The sequence below is a fragment of the Microcoleus sp. B3-A4 genome (genome assembly GCF_036705385.1).
Taxonomy (GTDB): Bacteria; Cyanobacteriota; Cyanobacteriia; order Cyanobacteriales; family Microcoleaceae; genus Microcoleus.
Window position 1 is genome coordinate 1 of record NZ_JAUBUI010000016.1, and the last position, 20,048, is coordinate 20,048.

Genomic DNA, 20,048 nt, shown 5'->3' on the forward strand with positions numbered 1-20,048 from the left:
CGATATTAAGCCATTTTATAGAGGAAGTAGGGTGACAGTAGTTGGTGCAATAAGCAATAAGAAGGTAATCGCCATGAACACAAGGGAAAAATCTCTGAATGGAGAGGAGTTCAAGAAATTTTTGCAAGAACAACTGGTTCCCAAATTATGGAAAGGAGCGGTATTAGTCATGGATAATTTGAAGGTACATAAGGTAGAGGGGGTAGAAGAAATGATCGAAGCAGTAGGAGCAAGTGTGGTGTATTTATCACCGTACTCACCGGAATTTAACCCGCTCGAACATTTATGGTGGGAATTAAAGGCATGGCTCAGGAGATTTGTACCTCGAAGTGTACAGATTGTGGAAAAACTCTTGGAATTGGGAGTGAAATTATGTTCTAGTAAGCAAATCGAAAATTATTTGGCTCACTGCTGTTACTGTACCTCTTAGTCACGCAAAGTGCTGTAGCTAACTAAAATAGTCTTCAACGATTTTCAAAATCCGCGAGGAGGCTAAACCGTCCCCAAAGGGATTAATTGCCATTGCCATTGCGTTGTATGCTTCGGAATTGCTGAGCAATTCTGCCGCTGCTGTGAAAATTGTATCAGAATTAGTACCCACAAGTTTAGCAGTACCTGCAGAAACTGCCTCTGGTCTTTCTGTGGTTTCTCGCAATACCAAAACAGGTTTGCCTAAACTAGGCGCTTCCTCTTGCAAGCCACCGGAATCTGTGAGAATTAAATGACATCTCTGAATGGCTCCTACTAATTCTGCATAATCTAAAGGCTCAGTTAAAAATACTCGTGGGTGGTTGCCCAAAAGAGCTTGCAAAGGTTCTCTGACAGTGGGATTTCGGTGTAGAGGTAAGAGCAAGGCTGTATCGGGAAATTTATCTAAGATTTGGAGAAATGCCCGCGCAATTCCTGCTAAAGGTTCTCCCCAATTTTCGCGGCGGTGAACTGTTGCTAAGATAGTCCGATATTTGTTCCAATCTAAGTTAGGAATGTTACATTCTGGTTCGCGTTTGGCGACAGAAAGCAAAGCATCGATTACTGTGTTGCCTGTACGGTGAATTTCTCCCAAAACGCCCGATCGCCCTAAATTCTCTTGGGCCAGCGCTGTCGGGGCAAAATGCAGCCGTGTGAGCTGAGAAATCAGCCGTCGGTTAGCCTCTTCCGGGTAAGGATTGAACACGTCGTCTGTCCGCAATCCCGCTTCTACGTGACCTACGGGTATTTTCTGGTAAAATGCAGCCAAAGTAGCGGCAAACGCAGTCGTTGTATCGCCCTGAACTAAAACGATTTTGGGCTGCAATTCTTTAAACAACGCTTCCAAACCCTGCAAACTCCGGGATGTAATATCCGTCAAGGTTTGCTCGTGCTGCATAATTGCTAAATCCCGATCAGCTTTTAGATCGAACATTCGCATTACTTGCTCTACCATTTCTCGGTGCTGACCGGTTAAAATTACTTGCGTGTCAAAGGTTGGCGAACTTTTGAAAAGTTGAATTACTGGGGCTAGTTTAATCGCTTCCGGGCGAGTCCCTAAGACGATGCAAACGCGGTGAGTGGCTTCGGGCATGGTAAAATTAGGTGTAAGTTTATTCATATTGCCGTTCGGTGGGGGCGGGTTTTCGAGATGGTGGGTTTTAGGCAATTATTCGGGGTGAAACCCGACCCGACAGGATTATTGGCATTAGTGCAAGATGTTAGTTTATACCAACTTACTTAATATTAAAACCAGCCCGTACATTTTTAATTGTTAATTGTCATGCCCTATCGTTACATTCTCTTTTACAAACCCTACGACGTTTTAACTCAATTCACTGACAACTCCAGCGAAACTAAACGCAGCACTCTCAAAGACTATATTCCTATTCCTAACATTTATGCAGTAGGAAGGCTCGATCGCGATAGTGAAGGTTTGTTGCTGCTAACAGACGATGGGCCCCTTCAGCACCGACTTAGTGATCCGAAATTCGCTCATCCCCGCACTTATTGGGTGCAGGTGGAACGAATTCCTGATGCAAGTGCGATCGCAGCTTTGCAGACAGGTGTCACAATTCAAGATTATCGGACTCGATCGGCAAAAGTGCAATTATTGTCAGCAGAACCAGCTTTGCCGCCCCGGGAACCGCCGATTCGATTTCGCAAAAACGTGCCGACAGCTTGGCTAGAAATGACTCTCACAGAAGGCCGCAACCGTCAAGTGCGCCGGATGACCGCAGCAGTAGGGTTTCCGACGCTGCGGCTAGTCAGGAGTGCGATCGGGCATTTGCGTTTGGAAGGTCTAAAACCCGGTGAATGGCGCGAACTAACTCAAGCCGATTTGAAATTTTAGATTTTAGATTGGAGAATTAAACTCAACAGTCAACAGTCAACCGTCAACTACTTTCGAGGCGGCAAAATAAAACTCTCCTTTCCATCCTTATCTTTTTGCACCTGAGCTCCCAATTTGACAAGAGCTTGTTTGGCCCTTTGACGCACCACCTTATCAGTTGTTTGAGCATAAACTGTGCTCCAAGCAGTAAACCGCACCGGCACGCTATCGGGATCTCGGCGCAAATACTCTGCAGTTGCTCGAAACATCGGCGCTAATTTCCGCCATTCCGGGCTTCCTTCCACCCAATCAGCGGCCATTTCGTGAGAGCGAATTGACTCAGGAATATCCCCCAACAGCAGCAACTCATCAAGACCTTTAGTTCGCCACACTATCCATGATTGGGAATGAATTTGCGGCGAAACGGCAAGGGCCCTAGTACCACGTTCTATAAAGTTAACAGCAGTTTCAGGCTTTCCTTGATAAAAAGAAATAGCTGTGGAAAGAAACAGGTAGATGTCAACCCACCGTGGGTCGCGCTGCGTAACTACGTCAAAATAATCTTGGCTCAGATTGTAGCCCGTCACCTCTCGCGCTTCGTCGTCGCCAAAATACTGCAAAAATTTGAGAAATGTCCAATCTGCAATTAAATTGTCAAACCCAAAACTAGGGATAGTTTTGAGCATTTTTAGCCGCAGGGCTTCTTGCTGCGCTTCTTGCTGTGCGGCTTGCTTGAAACTGGCAGCAGATATTCCAGAGAGCGGCTTTTGCCCCTGAACGGCAACTGAAGACATCCCGCCCAACTGCCCGCTAGACTGCATGGCGACGACCCCCGCCAGCGCTGCTAGACCGATAACTCCATTAACGAGCAGGCTCAACCACTTACGCGAAAATTGTTCGATTTTAGCTTCCACGGCACTTTATAAATCCAAGTTTTAAATTAAGTTTATTGAAAGAGAGTAATAATTGGTTGGCGATCGACTAAAAATCTCGTTAAACTGTCCAAAGGGATGGTGGAGCCTCCACACAATAGTTTAAGTAGTAGTTTGAGATTTTTTAGCAATATAAAGTCTCAAATCAAAAATCTAAAATCGAATTGAGCCAAATTCAATGAATCAAGCCCGCAGACGCTTTTCTAAATTACAGGCAGCCCTGTTCAGTGGGGCGATGGCAACAACCGCTTCGATATCTTTGCTCGTTCCCGGGCTGAGTCAATCAGTCCGCGCTGAGCTTCAAGATAGCCCCAAAGCTGTCTTAGACGAAGCTTGGCAAATTGTGAACCGAGAGTATGTTGATGGCAGCTTTAACAAGACTGACTGGCAATTGACCCGCCAAGAACTCTTGAGCAAAAACTATACCTCTCGCGAAGCTGCCTACACCGCTCTCCGCAAAGCCCTAGAGAAATTAAACGACCAGTACACGCGCTTCATGGACCCGAAGCAGTACGAAGCCCTGACGAATCAGACCTCCGGGGAACTGACAGGGGTGGGGATGAGGCTGGAAGAAGACGAGAAAACGAAAGCGATTAGGGTAGTCGAGCCGATGGAAAATTCCCCGGCCCTCAAGGCAGGGATTCTAGCGGGCGATACGATTTTGGTGATTGACGGCAAAACTACCAAAGGCATGACTGTCTCGGATGCGGCTCAGGTAATTCGGGGCGACGAAGGTACGAAAGTCACGCTGCGGATTGCTCGTGAGGGCAAAAGCGAATTTGACATCACTCTGACTCGGGCGAGAATAGAGGTAGCCGCGGTTCGCTACAGCCTCAAGAATGAAGGCGGTAAGAATGTGGGTTACATCCGTTTACAAGAGTTTAGCTCGCACGCGGGCGAACAAATGGAGGCGGCGATTAAAAAGCTCTCGGCTCAGAAAGCTGACGCTTTTGTGTTGGATTTGCGGGGGAATCCCGGCGGTTTGCTGCGAGTGAGCATTGATATCGCTCGGATGTGGATGGATACAGGGGCGATCGTCCGCACAGTCGATCGCGCGGGCGATTCTCAGGAAATGAAGGCAAATCGCACTGCGCTCACTGACAAGCCTTTGGTGGTGCTCGTGGACGACAACTCGGCCAGCGCCAGCGAGATTTTGGCCGGTGCTCTCAAGGACAACAAGCGCGCAACTGTGATCGGTGGCCAAACTTTTGGCAAAGCTTTGGTGCAGTCGGTGCATTCTTTGGCTGATGGTTCGGGATTGGCGGTGACGATCGCTCACTACTATACTCCCAACGGTACGGATATCAGCCAGAAGGGGGTTACTCCCGATGTTAAGGTGGAAGTCACCGACGAACAAAAGTTGAAATTAGCTAACAAACCGATGTTGGTTGCGACTCAGGACGATCCTTGCTACGCGCAGGCGATCGTACTTTTGAAAACTACCGCTTCGTCTCCCCGTCCCGTGGCTGGTAATGAGGCTCTTGTTCCTAAGAAGTAGTTGAAATTAGCACTTATTAACAATTAGCTTTAAGATGAAACCCGCACTGGCGGGTTTTGTTTTTATTGATTAGTTATATCAATTCCGGTTCCACCGGAATTATTGATGACTGTTGACTGTTGACTGTTGACTGTTGACTGTTTACTGTAGAAGGAGGGGTCGAAAAACTGAATGGTTGAGTGTTAACTGTGGACTCGATTTTATTATTCCGATGCAACCGGAAACGATATTATTGGTTTTTAAGTAAATTCGCCTAATTAAACATAAGATACAGATGGCTAAAAAGCTTGCTATATGAGCATTTTTCCTTCTTCTACTTAGTTATTTGTTGATTGATATCCTGATTAAATAAAATTAGTGGAATTGGGATTTTTTAACCGCAGATATCAGCCGATGAACACAGATGCAAACTGATGGAATTTCTGAAGTGTTTATCTCTGACTTAATTAGTCATTCATGCGCCGGATAAACTCTAAGGGCAAACCGTCTGTATCGGCAATAAAAGCTACTTCGTAAACATTTTGCCCGATCGCCTGTTGAGTCGGTTCTAGTAAAACTTTCAAAGCTTGAAACTGGTTTGGTTGGTCTTTAGCAGCTTCCTCAAACCGCTCTTTCAGAGACTGCAACCAGCTAGGCAAGTCAGTTGTCGCCTCAGTTAAATCGAATGATAAATGATAATATCCAACATAATGCTCGTCTCCGAAAGCATCCGGTGCGGGTTTGGGTTCCGGGATTTGGATTAGTTCGATGCGTCCGTTGAGACCTTCCATCCAACAGGCTAGGGTGTACCCTGTGGTAAAGCGATCGCTCACAGTAAATCCCAACTGTTCGTAAAAGGCGATCGCCCGGTGAATGTTAGCAGTGCGAATCGAGGCGTGGTGCATTCAATTTTAGATTTTAGATTTTAGATTTTAGATTTTAGAAGGGAAGTAGGAATTCCGGCTTGGGATTTTAGATTTTAGAGGGTAAATTCGTAATTCGTAATTAAAAACGGTCGCATCTTTAGCGCGAAAGCAATAGAGCCTTCTTCCCTCTTCCCTCTTCCCTCTTCCTTCTTCCTTCTTCCCTCTTCCTTCTTCCTTCACTTATTCAAACAACCGAAAATAGGGATATCTAATCGGAACTCCCGGCTCTTTTTCCAAATCAAAATTAATCACTTCCCAGCAAGGGTCCTCTTGAGGCTCGGGGCTAAAATCCACAGGCAAACCGTACAACCTCGGCCGGGGCGATTCCGACTGACCGCGCCAAGGCGTGCTGCGTTCCAAATAAGCGCTGATTAAGTCGCGATAGCGTTGAGCAACGATCACGCGAGTTGCTCGGTAGCCTTGAGTATAGAGTCGATCGAGCGCTTCGTGAATTTCAAACCGAATCCCGTCCGGGTGCGTGTGCTGGCGATACCATTCATTCTCCCAGCGGCGCCAGTGCCGCCCAGACTGAAGGTGAACCAGTTCCCCCGTTTTTGGATCTGCCTCAAATGCCCCGTGACGCGGACACAAATAGGTATCCGTGAGCGTTAGAGCCGGAATTGTTTGGCGACAGTGGGGACACTGAATTTCCGGGCCAAACATCGGGTATTGCAAGGCAACTTCAATCATTTATTTGCGTCCCAGCATATTTTCTCTGCAAAAGTGCCAAATACTTTTATTATATCCCGTATCAACAACCAGCTAATCTGCTAGAAGTATAACGATCGAGCAACTAATGAGCAATCTCAACGAACCTCTGCCTGCACTTCCTTCCTATTGGCCCTTGCCCGATCTATCCCAAGCAGCTTTTGTCGCTGAAGGCGCTATTGTCATCGGCAGGGTAGAGGTGGCAGCGGGCGCTAGTATCTGGTACGGGGCGGTGGTGCGGGCGGATATAGAGCGAATTGCGATCGGCTCAAGTACCAATATCCAAGATGGAGCAATTCTGCACGGCGATCCGGGGAAACCGACTGTTTTGGAAGATTTCGTGACAGTCGGACACCGAGCCGTGATTCACTCAGCTTACATTGAACGGGGCTGCCTGATCGGGATTGGGGCGATCGTCCTCGATGGAGTGAGGGTGGGCAGAGGCTCTATCGTCGGTGCAGGGGCGGTTGTAACCAAGGACGTTCCCCCTCACACGCTAGTTGCGGGAGTGCCTGCCAAACGCCTGCGGGATGTCTCTGAGGAAGAAGCAGCCGAGTTGGTGGAACACGCTAAGCATTACGAAAAGTTGGCTCTGGTTCACGCGGGGAAAGGAACTGATTTGGGATTTGCTGAGGTGAAGGAATGAGGTTTTTTAGGCAGGATTTATGCAACAGTTAAAGCTCGTATTCAAAACTCAAAGCCACGCTGCCCTGAAAAATTGGATAAAGCGCAAGCAATTCTGATGTTATGTGAAAATAATACTTGTCTAAAGGCAAGATAATAATTCCTGCTTCTACTAAAATAGCCAAAAAATACTGTAATAAAGAGATACTTCGGGGAATTTCCTTGGGGGGAGTTGAATTAACTTTTTCTGTAATACATTTGATAACTTCTTTAACTTTGTCATCTTTCCCACTCCTGGCAAGAATACCATATAAATTTTCGCAAAAACGGGTCATATCTTTTGGCTTAAGTTCTTCGGGAATTTTGTTTCGCTCAAATAGCTCTAGAGTAGCAACAGCTATTTGACATTTTCTTTTAATTTCAGGATAGTCGCTTTCTTGTATAGCAGGAGATATTTGTTCAAATGCCAGAATCATTGTATCTAGCTGTTCAACAATCGCTTTTATTTGTGCAGCTAAACGGAGTTTCTTCCAGTCAATTCCCGAACTTTTATAAACCAAATCGTGGGTGGAAACAGCCCAGGCGTGTTCAAAAGCACTTTTTATTTGAATTTCAAAAATTACAGTATAAATACTTAATAAATTATCGATATTTGTATCCTCTACGCTTTTTAATCGAGCATAAATTCTAGTTGAATCAAATTTAAAAGTATCTGGAGATTTTTTATTCTGTCCTCTTTTTACTATTTTAACAACCTGAAAAGTATCTTTGCAAAATTTAATTACCTCTTGTTCTTGTGATAAATTTGGGATAATGACTGTACAACCAAATAAGTCATCTAGTTCCGACCATTTTTTAAATCTACCTGTCTCAATTTTTTCTGCTAAAGATTCAATAGTTTTAATCCTAGAAGTAAGCGCATATCCGTTGTTGCTGTCACAAAAATTTAGCATTGTTTCTCTGACTCGCTCCGCAACCTTATTTACCAAGGGAAGATATTGTTGATATTGACGGTCTAAAATAGAAGGATAAATCATAAATTCGATGTCTTACAGATTCATTAGGAATTAGTATTTCCTAAAATTACTGATTTTAAGATATTAATTCTTGTTTTAGTTTTTTCAATTCCTGATGAACCCAAGGAAGTTGTAATCGCATCATAATAGGCTTGAGATTCATGATTTATCGCTGATTCAGGAGATTTTACAGTTTCCATAAAATCGGAAATTCTCTGGCAGATATCGGCCGTTATATTTAATAAGTTTTCACGATTTAGTTCGGCAATTGCGCTAAAAAATGAATAAAAATCAGCTTGATTTTTGAGTCTGGTTTTAGATAAATTTATATGTTTCGGGGAACTATCTAATAACTCTTTTATTGATAAAATCACTTGTTTAAATTCCGATTCTATTTCATCTTGCTCCTCCCAAGCTAAATCTCGATCGTTAAACGCTTTATCCAAATCATCCTGACGATAAGATTTAACTCCTTCTTCTAGAAAAAGTAAAAGTAAAGCCACAAACTCTACATCTTTCATTTGGTTTCTCGCCCTAGCAGGAATCGAGGGAAAGTTGGGCGGGAGAATGGAAGCCATCCAGTCAGTTAAATCTTCTACAGTAGTGATGAATCCGCCATTAAATCTGGCGTGACGCAGTTCTTGAGGTGTTAATTTACTAACATTACGGTTAATACGGTTAAATATATCATTGATAATTCCTTCTTCGTCGGAAGGGACATATTCAACAGCAAACTGATATTTCCAAAAATTTTGCTTGACTTCAATTTCTAAGTCGTTGAAAGATTTACCTCTCAGTCTTGTCAAAGTTGCTTGTTCGCTCACCGGAAATTTATTTTCTGCAAACTCAAATAAAGTAGATAACCTTTGTTTGCCATCAACAACACTATACTTTGATATACCTGCCGAAGTAATTTCTTGATACAAAAAGATAGCAGGGGCAGGATATCCATTAAGTACAGTATCAATGAAAAAGTCTTTATATTCTTGATTCCAAACACTGCGTCTTTGATAAGGTGGCTCAAGATCAAGCAGATGTCTTGTGTAGAGATCCCAAAACCAAGAAACAGTTTGAAAATTAATGGCTCGACTCATCTGATTTGTTCCGCAGTAGGGTAAACTGTTAATTTCAATTATATACTATTAAGGCTCTGCCACACTTGCGCCGATCGCCTTTGCTTATAAAAATAAATCATGAACGATCGCACATCTACTGCAAACATCCCCCCGTACACCTGGAAACGTCCCATCGGCCTCGGTTGGGAGAATCCCTATACAGTCCGCTACGCAAGCAATCTAGACGACGGGCCCTGGCACGGAATGCCTCTGGGCGGGTTCGGTGCCGGCTGCATCGGGCGATCGTCCCGCGGCGACTTCAACCTCTGGCACATTGACGGCGGCGAGCACATTTTTCGCAGTTTGCCCGCTTGTCAGTTCAGCATTTTTGAAGAAACTCAAGGCAAGAAACAAGCTTTCGCACTGTCCACTGAACCGCCTACCGATGGCAGTTTATCGAGTTGGAAATGGTATCCAAAAAAAGGAAGAAGAGAAGAGTCTAACTCTGGGAATTATCATGCTTTGTATCCGCGCAGTTGGTTTGTTTACGAAAATGTGTTTCATGCTCAATTAAGCTGCGAGCAATTTTCGCCAATTTTGCCTAACAATTATCAGGAAAGCAGTTACCCAGTTGCCATGTTTGAATGGGTAGCCCACAATCCTACAGATGCGCCGATTACTCTCAGCATTATGCTGACTTGGGAGAATATTGTTGGTTGGTTTACTAATGCCAACAAGTTGCCGAAAGTGATGGTTCGAGATGATGGCAGTCCATTTTATGACTATCAACCCCGGTGGGGAGAAAGTGCCGGAAATTTGAATTTGTTGGTGGAAGATTTTCACCGCATCGGTTGCGTGATGACGCGGTTGACTGCTGAGGACGAACCGCAAGAGGGGGATGGACAATGGGCGATCGCAACTATTACTAATCCAGCGGTAGAAGTATTCTATCAAACTCGCTGGAACCCGGCGGGGAATGGCGACGATATTTGGCGCAACTTCTCTGCTGAAGGTTTCTTGTTGGATGACAGAGACGAGACAGCCGCTGCAGCAGGAGAACAGTTGGCTTGTGCGATCGCAGTTCGCTTTACTCTTCGACCGGGAAAAACTCGCAAAATCCCCTTTATTATAGCTTGGGATTTGCCCGTTACTGAGTTTGCATCGGGAGTTTGGTACTACCGCCGCTATACGGATTTCTTCGGCCGCAACGGCAAAAATGCTTGGCCGATTATTCGCACTGCAATGAAGCATTCGGATACTTGGCGCGAAAATATTGAAGCTTGGCAAAAACCGATTTTAGAACGGAAAGATTTGTCAGATAGTTTTAAAATGGCGCTGTTTAACGAGTTATACGCCCTGACAGACGGTGGTACTCTTTGGAGTGCGGCTGACGAACGCGATCCAAAGGGTCAATTTGCTGTTTTGGAGTGCATTGATTACCGCTGGTACGAAAGTTTGGACGTGCGGCTTTACGGTTCTTTTGCTTTGTTGATGCTGTGGCCGGATTTGGAAAAGTCGGTGGTTTTAGCCTTCGCTAGGGCAATTTCTGCAGGAGACGATACGCCGAGAATTATTGGCTGGAATCAAGCTTCGGCTATTAGAAAAGCTGTCGGTGCGACGCCACACGATTTGGGTGCTCCTAACGAACATCCTTGGGAGAAAACGAATTATACTAGCTATCAAGATTGCAATTTGTGGAAGGATTTGCCTTGCGATTTTGTGTTGCAGGTTTATCGGGATTTCCTGTTGACTGGCGGCACAGATTGTGAGTTTTTGCAAGAGTGTTGGCCGGCAATTGTTGAGGCTTTGGCTTATCTGAAAACTTTTGATGAGGATGGGGACGGAATTCCTGAGAATTCGGGAGCACCGGATCAGACTTTTGATGATTGGCAAATGCGGGGGATAAGTGCGTATTGCGGGGGTTTGTGGTTGGCTGCGCTGGAGGCTGCGATCGCGATCGGCGAAATCTTAGAAGATGGAGCACCGGAGATAATTCCTAACCCTCAAGCAAAGATAGCATTATATCATAGTTGGCTGCTCCAAGCAAGACCGAGCTATCAAGAAAAACTGTGGAACGGTCAATATTACCGTTTGGACAGCGAGAGTAATTCCGAAGTGGTGATGGCCGACCAACTGTGCGGTCAATTTTACGCGAAACTATTAAGATTGCCGGATATTGTGCCGCCAGAATGTGCAGTCAGTGCTTTAGAAACTGTGTATGAATCTTGCTTTTTGAAGTTCAATGAGGGGGAGTTCGGTGCAGCGAATGGGGTGATGCTGAACGGTTCGCCGGAAAATCCCAATGCGACTCATCCTTTGGAAGTTTGGACGGGGATTAATTTTGGGTTAGCCGCTTTTTTGGTACAGATGGGAATGGAGGAGAAAGCGTTTAAATTGACGGATGCGGTGGTGAAGCAGATTTATGAAAATGGGCTGCAGTTTCGCACGCCGGAAGCGATTACGGCGGGGGGGACTTTTCGGGCCAGTCACTATTTGCGGGCGATGGCGATTTGGGCGATTTACGGGGTATTGACCAATTTTAAATAGGGAAAAAGGTATATTAGCTGGTGCATTCCACTAAACTTTAAAAAGTTTAATCCTTCAACCCAATTTTTAGCAAGGAAAACGGTTAATTCCCCTATCAAGAAAATTGAGCGTAAAAATTTTTCGCGTTCGAGGAAGACATTAATGTTTCATGCTCAAACTTTAGCTATGCTAACATTTGAGCATGAAACAGCCCTGGGATGCGAGGGGGATCGAACTCGGCTATAAACGAGAAATACAAAGGGTTTGAGGCGATTGTTGACACCAATGCAGCGCGCACATTACCCGTATATAATTTGGAGTGATAGCCAATTTCAAGATAAAATAGAAAAATGTCAAATCCCTTACTTTCCCTCAACTACGAACCCGCCCTCGAATCCCTCGGCGGCGACTATTTTGATGAAGTCCCTGCGGCCGATTTTCCGCAGCATATTCTCCGCTTCCGCAACGACAAATTATTGCCGATATTGGGTTTAGACCCCGCACAAGTAACCGACCAACATTTTATTGAAGCGTTCGGCGAATTTCACTGCGTCCGTCCTTTTCTCGCACTTCGCTATCACGGCTATCAATTCAACCAATATAACCCGAATTTAGGCGACGGTAGAGGCTTCTTATACGGCCAAGTTCGCGGGACTGACGGCAGACTTTACGACTTCGGCACGAAAGGTTCCGGCCGCACTCCCTACTCGCGGGGCGGTGACGGTAGACTCACTCTCAAAGGGGGAATTCGCGAAGTTTTAGCCGCCGAAGCTTTGCACCGGTTGGGAGTTCGGACATCTCGCTGTTTTAGTTTAGTTGAAACGGGGGAGGGTTTGTGGCGGGGCGACGAACCATCTCCAACGCGATCGTCCGTAATGGTGCGTTTCAGTCATTCTCACATCCGGTTTGGAACTTTTGAAAGATTGCACTATATCCGCAGGCCGGATTTAACTAAAAAACTTTTAGATTTTGTTATTCAATATTACTATCCAGAACTGCATTTAGAAGCAAGTAATGCGGGTGTTTCGCCTGCCGAAAAATATGCGCTATTTTATGCAGATTTAGTCAAGCGAGTAGCTGAATTAGTCGCTCAGTGGATGGCAGCAGGATTTTGCCAGGCCGTGTTGAATACTGATAATATGTCAATTACTGGAGAAAGTTTCGATTACGGGCCTTTCGCTTTTATCCCAACTTACAAGCCGGAATTTACAGCAGCTTATTTTGACTATTCTGGTCTTTATTGTTACGGCAATCAACCGTTGATTTGTAGGGACAATTTAGAGAAGCTCCAGGAACCGCTAGCAGCGGCGATTCCTCAAGCTGATATGGATGCGGCTTTGGCAAAGTTTGGCGATTATTATAATGCAGCTTATCGGCAGTTGATGCTCAAGAGATTGGGATTTGAGGATTTGCCAGAAGCTGATGCTGATGAGTTGTTAAAGGTAACAATTAAAATGCTGGCGGAGTCTCAAGTTGAGTATCACGATTTCTTTTTTGAACTGCGAAGACAGTTCGATCGCACTTGGCGAGATGATGCTAGTCTAATTTTTAACGAGGCGGAACCGGCGGACTTGATAGCACCTTGGCGACAGTTTTATTATCACGTTTTGCAAAGTTTGTCCCCGGATGATATGGACAAAATGGCCGACTGTTTGCGGAGGCACAATCCCGAACAATCGCTGTTGAGACCGACGATTGAGGCTGTGTGGGAGGCCATTGCTATTGAGGATAATTGGGAACCATTTTATGAGTTGGTGAAGAGACTTCAAAACTCTTAAAAGGAAGTGGGCATGGGGCATGGGGCATTGTTGACTGTTGACTGTTGACTGTTGACTAACAACTAGCAACTAACAACTGACAACTGACTAATGACTACTTGAGCTTTTCAATCTCAAATTGTGCATCTTTGTAACCGCCAGTAAGTCCTTGATCGAGAAACATTTTGCCGGCTTTTTCTAAATCGCTAATGGCTCCTGCTTTGTCTCCCAAGGAGCGGCGAACCATGCCTCTACCGTAGTAAGCAGCAGCATAATTAGGGCTGATACGAATAGCTTGGACGTAATCGGCGATCGCACTGTTGTAATTATTTAACTGCTGGTAAATCTTAGCCCGATTGGCGTAAGCTTCAGCATTGTTGGGATTGAAACCGATTGCTGCTGTAAAATCGGCGATCGCCCCCTGCGCGTCACCCCCAGCGCTGCGAGCTAAAGCACGATTGTTAAAAGCATTATGATCATTCGGATTCACTTTCAGCGCTTGAGTGCAATCGGCAATTGCTTTCGGATAATCCTTCAAATTTAAATAAGCAATGCAGCGATTGTTGTAAGGAACCCCATCCTCATCGCTCAGCGAAATTGCCTGAGTGCAATCGTCAATGGCCGCTTGATGCGCTCCCAAATTCAACTGCGTGCTGCAACGATTAGCGTAAGCATCTCCACTCTTGGGATCGATCGCAATTACCTGAGAATAATCCGCCAAAGCTCCCTGATAATCTCCTAAGTGAAAGCGAGCTCTCCCCCGACTGTAGAAAGCATCAACATTCTGAGCATCGAGTTTAATTGCTTCAGTATAATCTCCAATCGCTCCTTGCAAATCTGCGCTCCCAGCACGAGCCAACCCCCGCGAATGATAACCTTTAGCAAGGTTCGGCTGCAACCGAATTACTTCTGTAAAATCCTGAATAGCGACCTTGTAATCTTGCAGTTCTAAATAAGCAACTCCTCTTTCATAATATGTATCAACATCGTTGGGCTGGAGATTCAAAGCTTGAGTGTAATCCTCAATCGCTCCGCGCTTGTCGTTAAAATCGTGACGGGCTAAGCCGCGGTTAAAATAAGCCTGAACATATTTAGGATTGAGTGCGATCGCCTGAGAATAATCGGCAATTGCTTCTTGATACTTTTTTAAATCATAATTAGCATTACCGCGCTGGTAAAAACTCTCAGCATTTTTAGGATTCAATTGAATTGACTTATTAAAAGCCTGCAAAGCTGCATCCGCATCTTGATTGCGAGACTTTTCTACTCCCAGTTCGTAATATTCCTTAGCTTTAGTCGGATTCGGCCGACTCGCATAACTAAACAGAAATATCATAACTATCACCGCCCCGAATCCCCCCAAAATCAGCCACCAAAACCGACTTCCCCGTGACGAAAAACTATTAGAAGACATTAACAGGGGAGAAATACTTTTCTTTTGAGCCATATTTCCCTGCTCTGGGCGGTGTCTCAACTTCCTGAGAGCTGCCAACACTTCGTCCGCAGATTGATAGCGTTTGCCAAATTGGTGGCAGACCATTTTGTCAATTATATTTGCTAGTCCAACAGAACATTGAGTTCGGTTTCGCCAAACAATTTCCCCCGTGTGAGAAGGACTCGGATTTTGCAATTTTGGCAAATCCGTACCGGGCAAACCCGTGATAGCTTGCACTGCCATCATGCCGACTGCATAGAGGTCGCTGCTAAATTGGGGGTTGCCTTGAAATTGTTCGATCGGCATATAAGCCGGAGTTCCGGTAGCAATGGTGCGCGGAAATTCTGTATCGTACTCGCTGACGTGATTGGCAACTTCTTTAACCGAACCGAAGTCAATTAAAACTAATTTGCCGTCTGGTTTGCGGCGAATTAAGTTGGAGGGATTAACATCGCGGTGAATCACTCCCTGAGAGTGTACGAAGGCGAGAAGTTGTAAAACTTCTTCCAAAAGATCTAGAACTCGTTCTTCCCGCCAAGGTTGACCGGCCACAATTTCCCTATTTAGCGCGTGTCCGGGCACAAACTCTTCGACGAGGTAGAATTGATTTGCTTCTTCAAAATAAGCGAGTAAAAATGGAATTTGATCGTGTTTTCCCAGCTTTTCTAATATTTCTGCTTCTTGTTTAAATAAGCGGTAAGCTGTTTTAAGAACTGTGGAAGTATTGCTGGGAGGGCGCAGTTGTTTGACTACACATTGAGGGTGGCCAGGACGGCGAGTATCGACAGCTAAATAAGTTTGTCCGAAAGCACCCGAGCTGAGAATTTGCACTACGCGATAACGCCTGTCTAAAAGTTGACCAACCATGTTCATATCGGAAATTGGGAATTGGTAACGGGGAGGTGGTAGTTGGGAGTTGGTAGCGGGGAGTTGGTAGCGGGGAGTTGGTAACGGGGAGTTGGTAATCTGGCCTTCTTCCTTCTTCCTTCTTCCTTCTTCCTTCTTCCTTTGTTCTTCTTTTTTTAACATCTGACTAACGACTAATAGCTTATTTAGGAGCGTTGATTTGTGCTTGTGCATTTTGGAAACCATCGGCTCTTCCTTGTTCTAGAAAGAGGGTTGCAGCTTTCTGAAAATCCTCGATCGCCCCAGCACGGTCTTTGAGTTGGCGGCGGACGAGGCCTCGGCTGTAAAAAGCGCTAGCATTATTGGGGTTGAGCCGCAGCGAGTGAGCGAAATCCTCAACCGCTAAAGGGTAATTTTTTAGTTCTGAGTAAATAGTACCGCGATTGCTGTAAGCTACTGCATCGCTGGGATTGAGTCGAATTGCTTGAGTAAAATCTTCCACAGCGCCCTGCTTGTCTCCCGAAGCCGATCGAGCTAATCCTCGATTGCTGTATGGTTTGGGATTGTTGGCGTTGAGTCCGATGGTCAAACTGCAATCTTCGCTCGCCTTTTGAAATTGTTTTAAATTCAGATAAGCAATGCAGCGGTTGTTGTAAGCTGCTTCATCTTTTGGATCGAGGCGAATGCCTTCGGTGCAATCTGCAATCGCTTTGTCGTAAGTGGCCAAATTCAAGTAAGCGCTGCACCGATTGGTATAAGCATCAGCGAGATCGGGTTGCAATTCGATCGCCTTAGTATAATCTTCCATCGCTCCTTGATAATCTGCCAGATTAAACCTCGCTCGACCGCGACTGTAGTATACGCCAGCTTGTTTGGGGCTAATTTGAAGGGCTTGAGTAAAATCTGCCATTGCTCCCGTTTTGTCGCCTGCGGCCGATCGAGCTAAACCCCGATTGCTGTAAGCTGTAGCATCGTTGGGACTGAGCCGAATTGCTTGAGTGTAGTCTTCAATTGCCGTGCGGTAGTCGCCCAAATCGTAGTAGGCTAAACCCCGCTTAGAGTATGCCTCACCGTCGCTGGGATTGAGTCGCACTACTTGGGTGAAATCTTCCACCGCCCCCCGCTTGTCTCCGGTGTCGAGGCGGGCCATACCTCGATTGTACAGAGCTTTGGTGTGGCTGGGATTGACTTTAATTGCTTGCGTGTAATCCTGTATTGCTTGCTCGGTTGCGCCCATGTCGTAGCGAGCGTTTGCCAGCTTGTAGTAAGTTTCCGCATCGCCGGCATTCAGGGCGATGGCTTGAGTATAATCGGCGATCGCGCCTGTTGTGTCACCTTGCTGCGCCTTGGTAACGCCGCGGGCTAACAATTCTTTTGCCCTCGCCGGACTTTGACTCTGCCACAAATAAATTATCAGTGCCGTCAAGATTAAAGCTGCCGCTGTTGCAGCCAACAGCAGCAGTTTGGTTTGGCTTTGTCTTCGCGGTTGACTCATAGCGTCCGTGATGATTGTGGCTGGCGGCGGCTCAACCTCCAATTTTACGGCGATTTGTTGTTGGAGGTCTGCTAAAACTTCGGCGGCCTCCTGATAGCGTTCCTCGCTGTCAGGCCGCACCATTCGATCGATAATATCTGCTAGGGCAGGCGAACAAGTTGCCCGGTTTCGCCAGGAAATTTGGCTTTTGTTGTTTTTTAAGGCACTCAGTTCGTTGGGTGAGAGTCCCGTCACGGCAAGCTGGGCGATCGTACCTAGAGCGTAAATGTCGCTATTGTAACGGGGGTTGCCGCTCAATTGCTCGATCGGCACGTATAAGTCCTGGGCCGCCAAATCCTGTTTTTTTGCCTCATGCCGTTTAACAGAGTTCGGGGAAGTTTGCGCCAACAAATGACAGTTAGCAAGTTCCGGGTTAATTTCTTTGTCTAAGCTAAAGTCTACCAATACAAATTTGCCGTCTGACTCGCGCCGGATCGCTCGGTCTGGTTGAATTCTGCGGTGAATGAAACCTTTCTCGTGTATGAACACCAAAATTTCTAATATTTCTGATAGCAGACCAATTACTTGGTCTTCATCCCACGGTTGACCGGGTATTAGTTCTTGACTTAAAGGTGATCCGGCAATAAATTCTTCAATTAAGTATAAACTTTGATTTTCCTCAAAATACGCCAATAATTCGGGAATTTTGTCGTGTTTTCCCAATTTTTCAATTATTTCTGCGTTTCTTTGAAATATAACTTTGACTAATTCTGGAGTTTGCGAACTTGTGCCGGGTAGCCGCATTTCTCTAACCGTGCATTGCGGATACCCGGGACGGTGAGTATCTGCTGCTAGATAAGTTTTTCCCACCTCACTTGAGTCTGTGACTTTAATGATGCGGTAACGTCTGTCTAGAAGTTGACCAATCATGCTTTGCCCTCTACCCTATCAATTTTCCATTATCGCATGAAATCAGAATAGCCAAAATATTTGGCTGAGTAATTTAACTTCGAGCGAGCCGTGACTCCCACCCAAAAACGGATAGTTGCTTTCCGACAGGAGTCGTTAGCCTCCAAAAATTTTAGACCAGAGTTGAACCTCCCCGATTCATCTGTGGAGTTAATCTAAAATCTAAAATCTAAAATCTAAAATCGACTGACTGAGCAAACGGGCGATGGAATTGGCTACCTAAGTCAAGCTTGGCGGCGACGCTCTTCTAAGATCTTACAAAAAAATTGCTGAAATTGTTTATTCTGTCAATGAGATATGTATAATTTAACAATTAATCAGGAGGTCAGTCAAATGAAGGTACAACTGGTTGAATCCATAATTCAAGTTATCTTACCTCTGGCAGCCGACGAGCAATTACGGAGCTTAGGAAAAATATTACCAAATATCCCCTACCCTTCGACCCGGAAACTCGGGCAGCTTGCCCTTTCCTGGCGGCTATTTTAATTTTTTGACTGAGGAACCCGAGATTTCTCCTATCGAAGACATAGAAGCAATTGCCTGATACTCAAAAACAGGAGATTGAGAAAAGTTTTGAATGTGTGAATAATAAAAATGTCTGAATCACTAACAAAAGGAGGAACGATCGCAGCGATCGCCACTGCCATAGTTCCCCAACAAGGCAGCGTAGGCATTGTGCGAGTTTCCGGTTCCGCAGCCTTAAAAATTGCCGAAACTCTGTTTCGCGCCCCAGGACGGCAAATCTGGGAGTCTCACCGCATTCTTTACGGCCACATCCGCCGCCCCAAAACTCAAGAATTAGTCGATGAAGCTTTGCTGCTAATCATGAAAGCACCGCGTTCTTTTACTCGCGAAGATGTGGTGGAATTTCACTGTCACGGCGGCATTATGGCGGTGCAGCAAGTCTTGCAGTTGTGTTTGGAAAATGGGGCGAGATTGGCGCAGCCGGGAGAGTTTTCGCTGCGGGCTTTTTTGAACGGGAGGCTCGATTTAACTCAAGCTGAAAGTATTGCAGATTTGGTGGGAGCAAAATCGCCTGCTGCTGCACAAAATGCTTTGGCTGGTTTGCAGGGCAAATTAGCGCAGCCAATTCGCCAACTGAGAACAACTTGTTTGGACGTGTTGGCAGAAATTGAGGCGAGAATTGATTTTGAGGAAGATTTGCCGCCTTTAGATGAAGCTAAAACTTGTTTGGAAATCAATCATGTTTTGGAGGAATTGTCAACAATTTTGGCAACCGCCGATCGCGGAGAATTGTTGAGAAGTGGTTTAAAAGTAGCGATTGTTGGGCGACCGAATGTGGGAAAATCGAGTTTGTTGAATGCGTGGAGTAAGAGCGATCGCGCGATCGTCACGGATTTGCCCGGTACGACGCGGGATGTGGTAGAGTCGCAGCTAGTTGTGGGCGGCATTCCGGTGCAGGTGCTCGATACTGCGGGAATTCGAGAAACCGAAGACAAGGTAGAAAAAATTGGCGTTGAGCGATCGCGCGCAGCCGCAAAACAAGCCGATTTAGTGTTGTTGACAATTGACGCGGAATCTGGCTGGACAGAGGAAGATTTGGAAATTTATGAACAAGTAAAGCACCGCCAGCTAATTATAATAATCAACAAAATCGACCTAGTAAACACCATCCCTGAACTACCTTTTTCCTCTGAAACTCACCGTATAGTTACCGCAGCCGCAGCCCTCGATCGAGGCATAGAAGACTTAGAAACAGCAATTTTAGATGCTGTCAGCGGGGGAAATTTGCAAGCAGCAAACTCAGATTTAGCAATCAACCAGCGGCAAGCAGCAGCCTTAACCAAAGCTAAAATTTCTCTGGAACAATGTACGGATACTATTAGCAACAAATTGCCTTTAGATTTCTGGACAATAGATTTGCGCGGTGCAATTCAAGCATTGGGGGAAGTTACGGGCGAAGAAGTGACAGAATCAGTGCTCGACAGAATATTTAGCAGGTTTTGCATTGGCAAATAGTCATAGGAAAAGAGTAAATTAAAT

The 20,048-nt window shown here is 45.5% G+C and carries 15 protein-coding genes; 7 read left to right on the forward strand and 8 right to left on the reverse strand.

Features of this window, described 5'->3' with window-relative positions:
• Positions 1-430 (forward strand): transposase (locus QUB33_RS09620; RefSeq protein ID WP_333349797.1); only part of this gene is annotated, 430 nt, incomplete at its 5' end.
• An 18-nt stretch (positions 431-448) separates the two neighbouring features.
• On the opposite strand, the gene wecB is transcribed toward QUB33_RS09620, so the two are convergent.
• Positions 449-1,561, reverse strand: coding sequence for a non-hydrolyzing UDP-N-acetylglucosamine 2-epimerase (wecB, locus tag QUB33_RS09625; protein ID WP_333349927.1), 1,113 nt, complete (start codon positions 1,559-1,561; stop codon positions 449-451).
• A gap of 189 nt (positions 1,562-1,750) precedes the next feature.
• Here wecB and QUB33_RS09630 point away from each other — a divergent pair, with 189 nt between their 5' ends.
• Complete coding sequence (locus QUB33_RS09630) at positions 1,751-2,320, forward strand: pseudouridine synthase (RefSeq protein ID WP_333349799.1); 570 nt, start codon at positions 1,751-1,753, stop codon at positions 2,318-2,320.
• 47 nt (positions 2,321-2,367) lie between these two features.
• On the opposite strand, the gene QUB33_RS09635 is transcribed toward QUB33_RS09630, so the two are convergent.
• On the reverse strand, positions 2,368-3,213 hold the full coding sequence (locus QUB33_RS09635) for a hypothetical protein (protein WP_333349801.1): 846 nt from the start codon (positions 3,211-3,213) through the stop codon (positions 2,368-2,370).
• Between the two features lie 196 nt (positions 3,214-3,409).
• Between QUB33_RS09635 and ctpB the strand changes: the two genes are divergently transcribed.
• Complete coding sequence (ctpB, locus tag QUB33_RS09640) at positions 3,410-4,729, forward strand: carboxyl-terminal processing protease CtpB (protein ID WP_333349803.1); 1,320 nt, start codon at positions 3,410-3,412, stop codon at positions 4,727-4,729.
• A gap of 446 nt (positions 4,730-5,175) precedes the next feature.
• Here ctpB and QUB33_RS09645 read toward each other — a convergent pair whose 3' ends face one another.
• Both QUB33_RS09645 and QUB33_RS09650 read right to left on the reverse strand, forming a co-directional pair.
• A complete protein-coding gene (locus tag QUB33_RS09645; RefSeq protein ID WP_333140329.1) occupies positions 5,176-5,613 on the reverse strand; it encodes a VOC family protein in 438 nt (145 codons plus the stop codon).
• A 201-nt stretch (positions 5,614-5,814) separates the two neighbouring features.
• A complete protein-coding gene (locus QUB33_RS09650; protein ID WP_015175878.1) occupies positions 5,815-6,324 on the reverse strand; it encodes a TIGR02652 family protein in 510 nt (169 codons plus the stop codon).
• Between the two features lie 106 nt (positions 6,325-6,430).
• Here QUB33_RS09650 and QUB33_RS09655 point away from each other — a divergent pair, with 106 nt between their 5' ends.
• Positions 6,431-6,988, forward strand: a complete 558-nt coding sequence (locus tag QUB33_RS09655; protein ID WP_333349806.1) for a gamma carbonic anhydrase family protein — start codon at positions 6,431-6,433, stop codon at positions 6,986-6,988.
• A gap of 28 nt (positions 6,989-7,016) precedes the next feature.
• On the opposite strand, the gene QUB33_RS09660 is transcribed toward QUB33_RS09655, so the two are convergent.
• The gene (locus QUB33_RS09660) at positions 7,017-8,003 is read right to left on the reverse strand and encodes a hypothetical protein (RefSeq protein WP_333349808.1); all 987 of its coding nucleotides are present in this window, start codon (positions 8,001-8,003) and stop codon (positions 7,017-7,019) included.
• A 23-nt stretch (positions 8,004-8,026) separates the two neighbouring features.
• Entirely contained in the window at positions 8,027-9,076 is a 1,050-nt protein-coding gene (locus QUB33_RS09665) for a DUF262 domain-containing protein (protein ID WP_333349810.1), read from the reverse strand.
• A 99-nt stretch (positions 9,077-9,175) separates the two neighbouring features.
• Here QUB33_RS09665 and QUB33_RS09670 point away from each other — a divergent pair, with 99 nt between their 5' ends.
• Positions 9,176-11,584, forward strand: a complete 2,409-nt coding sequence (locus QUB33_RS09670) for a GH116 family glycosyl hydrolase (RefSeq protein ID WP_333349812.1) — start codon at positions 9,176-9,178, stop codon at positions 11,582-11,584.
• Between the two features lie 329 nt (positions 11,585-11,913).
• Positions 11,914-13,341, forward strand: coding sequence for a protein adenylyltransferase SelO family protein (locus QUB33_RS09675; RefSeq protein WP_333349814.1), 1,428 nt, complete (start codon positions 11,914-11,916; stop codon positions 13,339-13,341).
• Between the two features lie 94 nt (positions 13,342-13,435).
• On the opposite strand, the gene QUB33_RS09680 is transcribed toward QUB33_RS09675, so the two are convergent.
• Complete coding sequence (locus QUB33_RS09680; RefSeq protein WP_333349816.1) at positions 13,436-15,847, reverse strand: tetratricopeptide repeat protein; 2,412 nt, start codon at positions 15,845-15,847, stop codon at positions 13,436-13,438.
• The gene (locus tag QUB33_RS09685) at positions 15,804-18,005 is read right to left on the reverse strand and encodes a tetratricopeptide repeat protein (RefSeq protein WP_333349818.1); all 2,202 of its coding nucleotides are present in this window, start codon (positions 18,003-18,005) and stop codon (positions 15,804-15,806) included. The genes QUB33_RS09680 and QUB33_RS09685 overlap by 44 nt, the downstream gene beginning before the upstream one ends.
• A 633-nt stretch (positions 18,006-18,638) precedes the next feature.
• Here QUB33_RS09685 and mnmE point away from each other — a divergent pair.
• Positions 18,639-20,024: a tRNA uridine-5-carboxymethylaminomethyl(34) synthesis GTPase MnmE gene (mnmE, locus tag QUB33_RS09690; protein ID WP_333349820.1), complete on the forward strand. Its 1,386-nt coding sequence runs from the start codon at positions 18,639-18,641 to the stop codon at positions 20,022-20,024.
• Positions 20,025-20,048 lie beyond the last annotated feature (24 nt).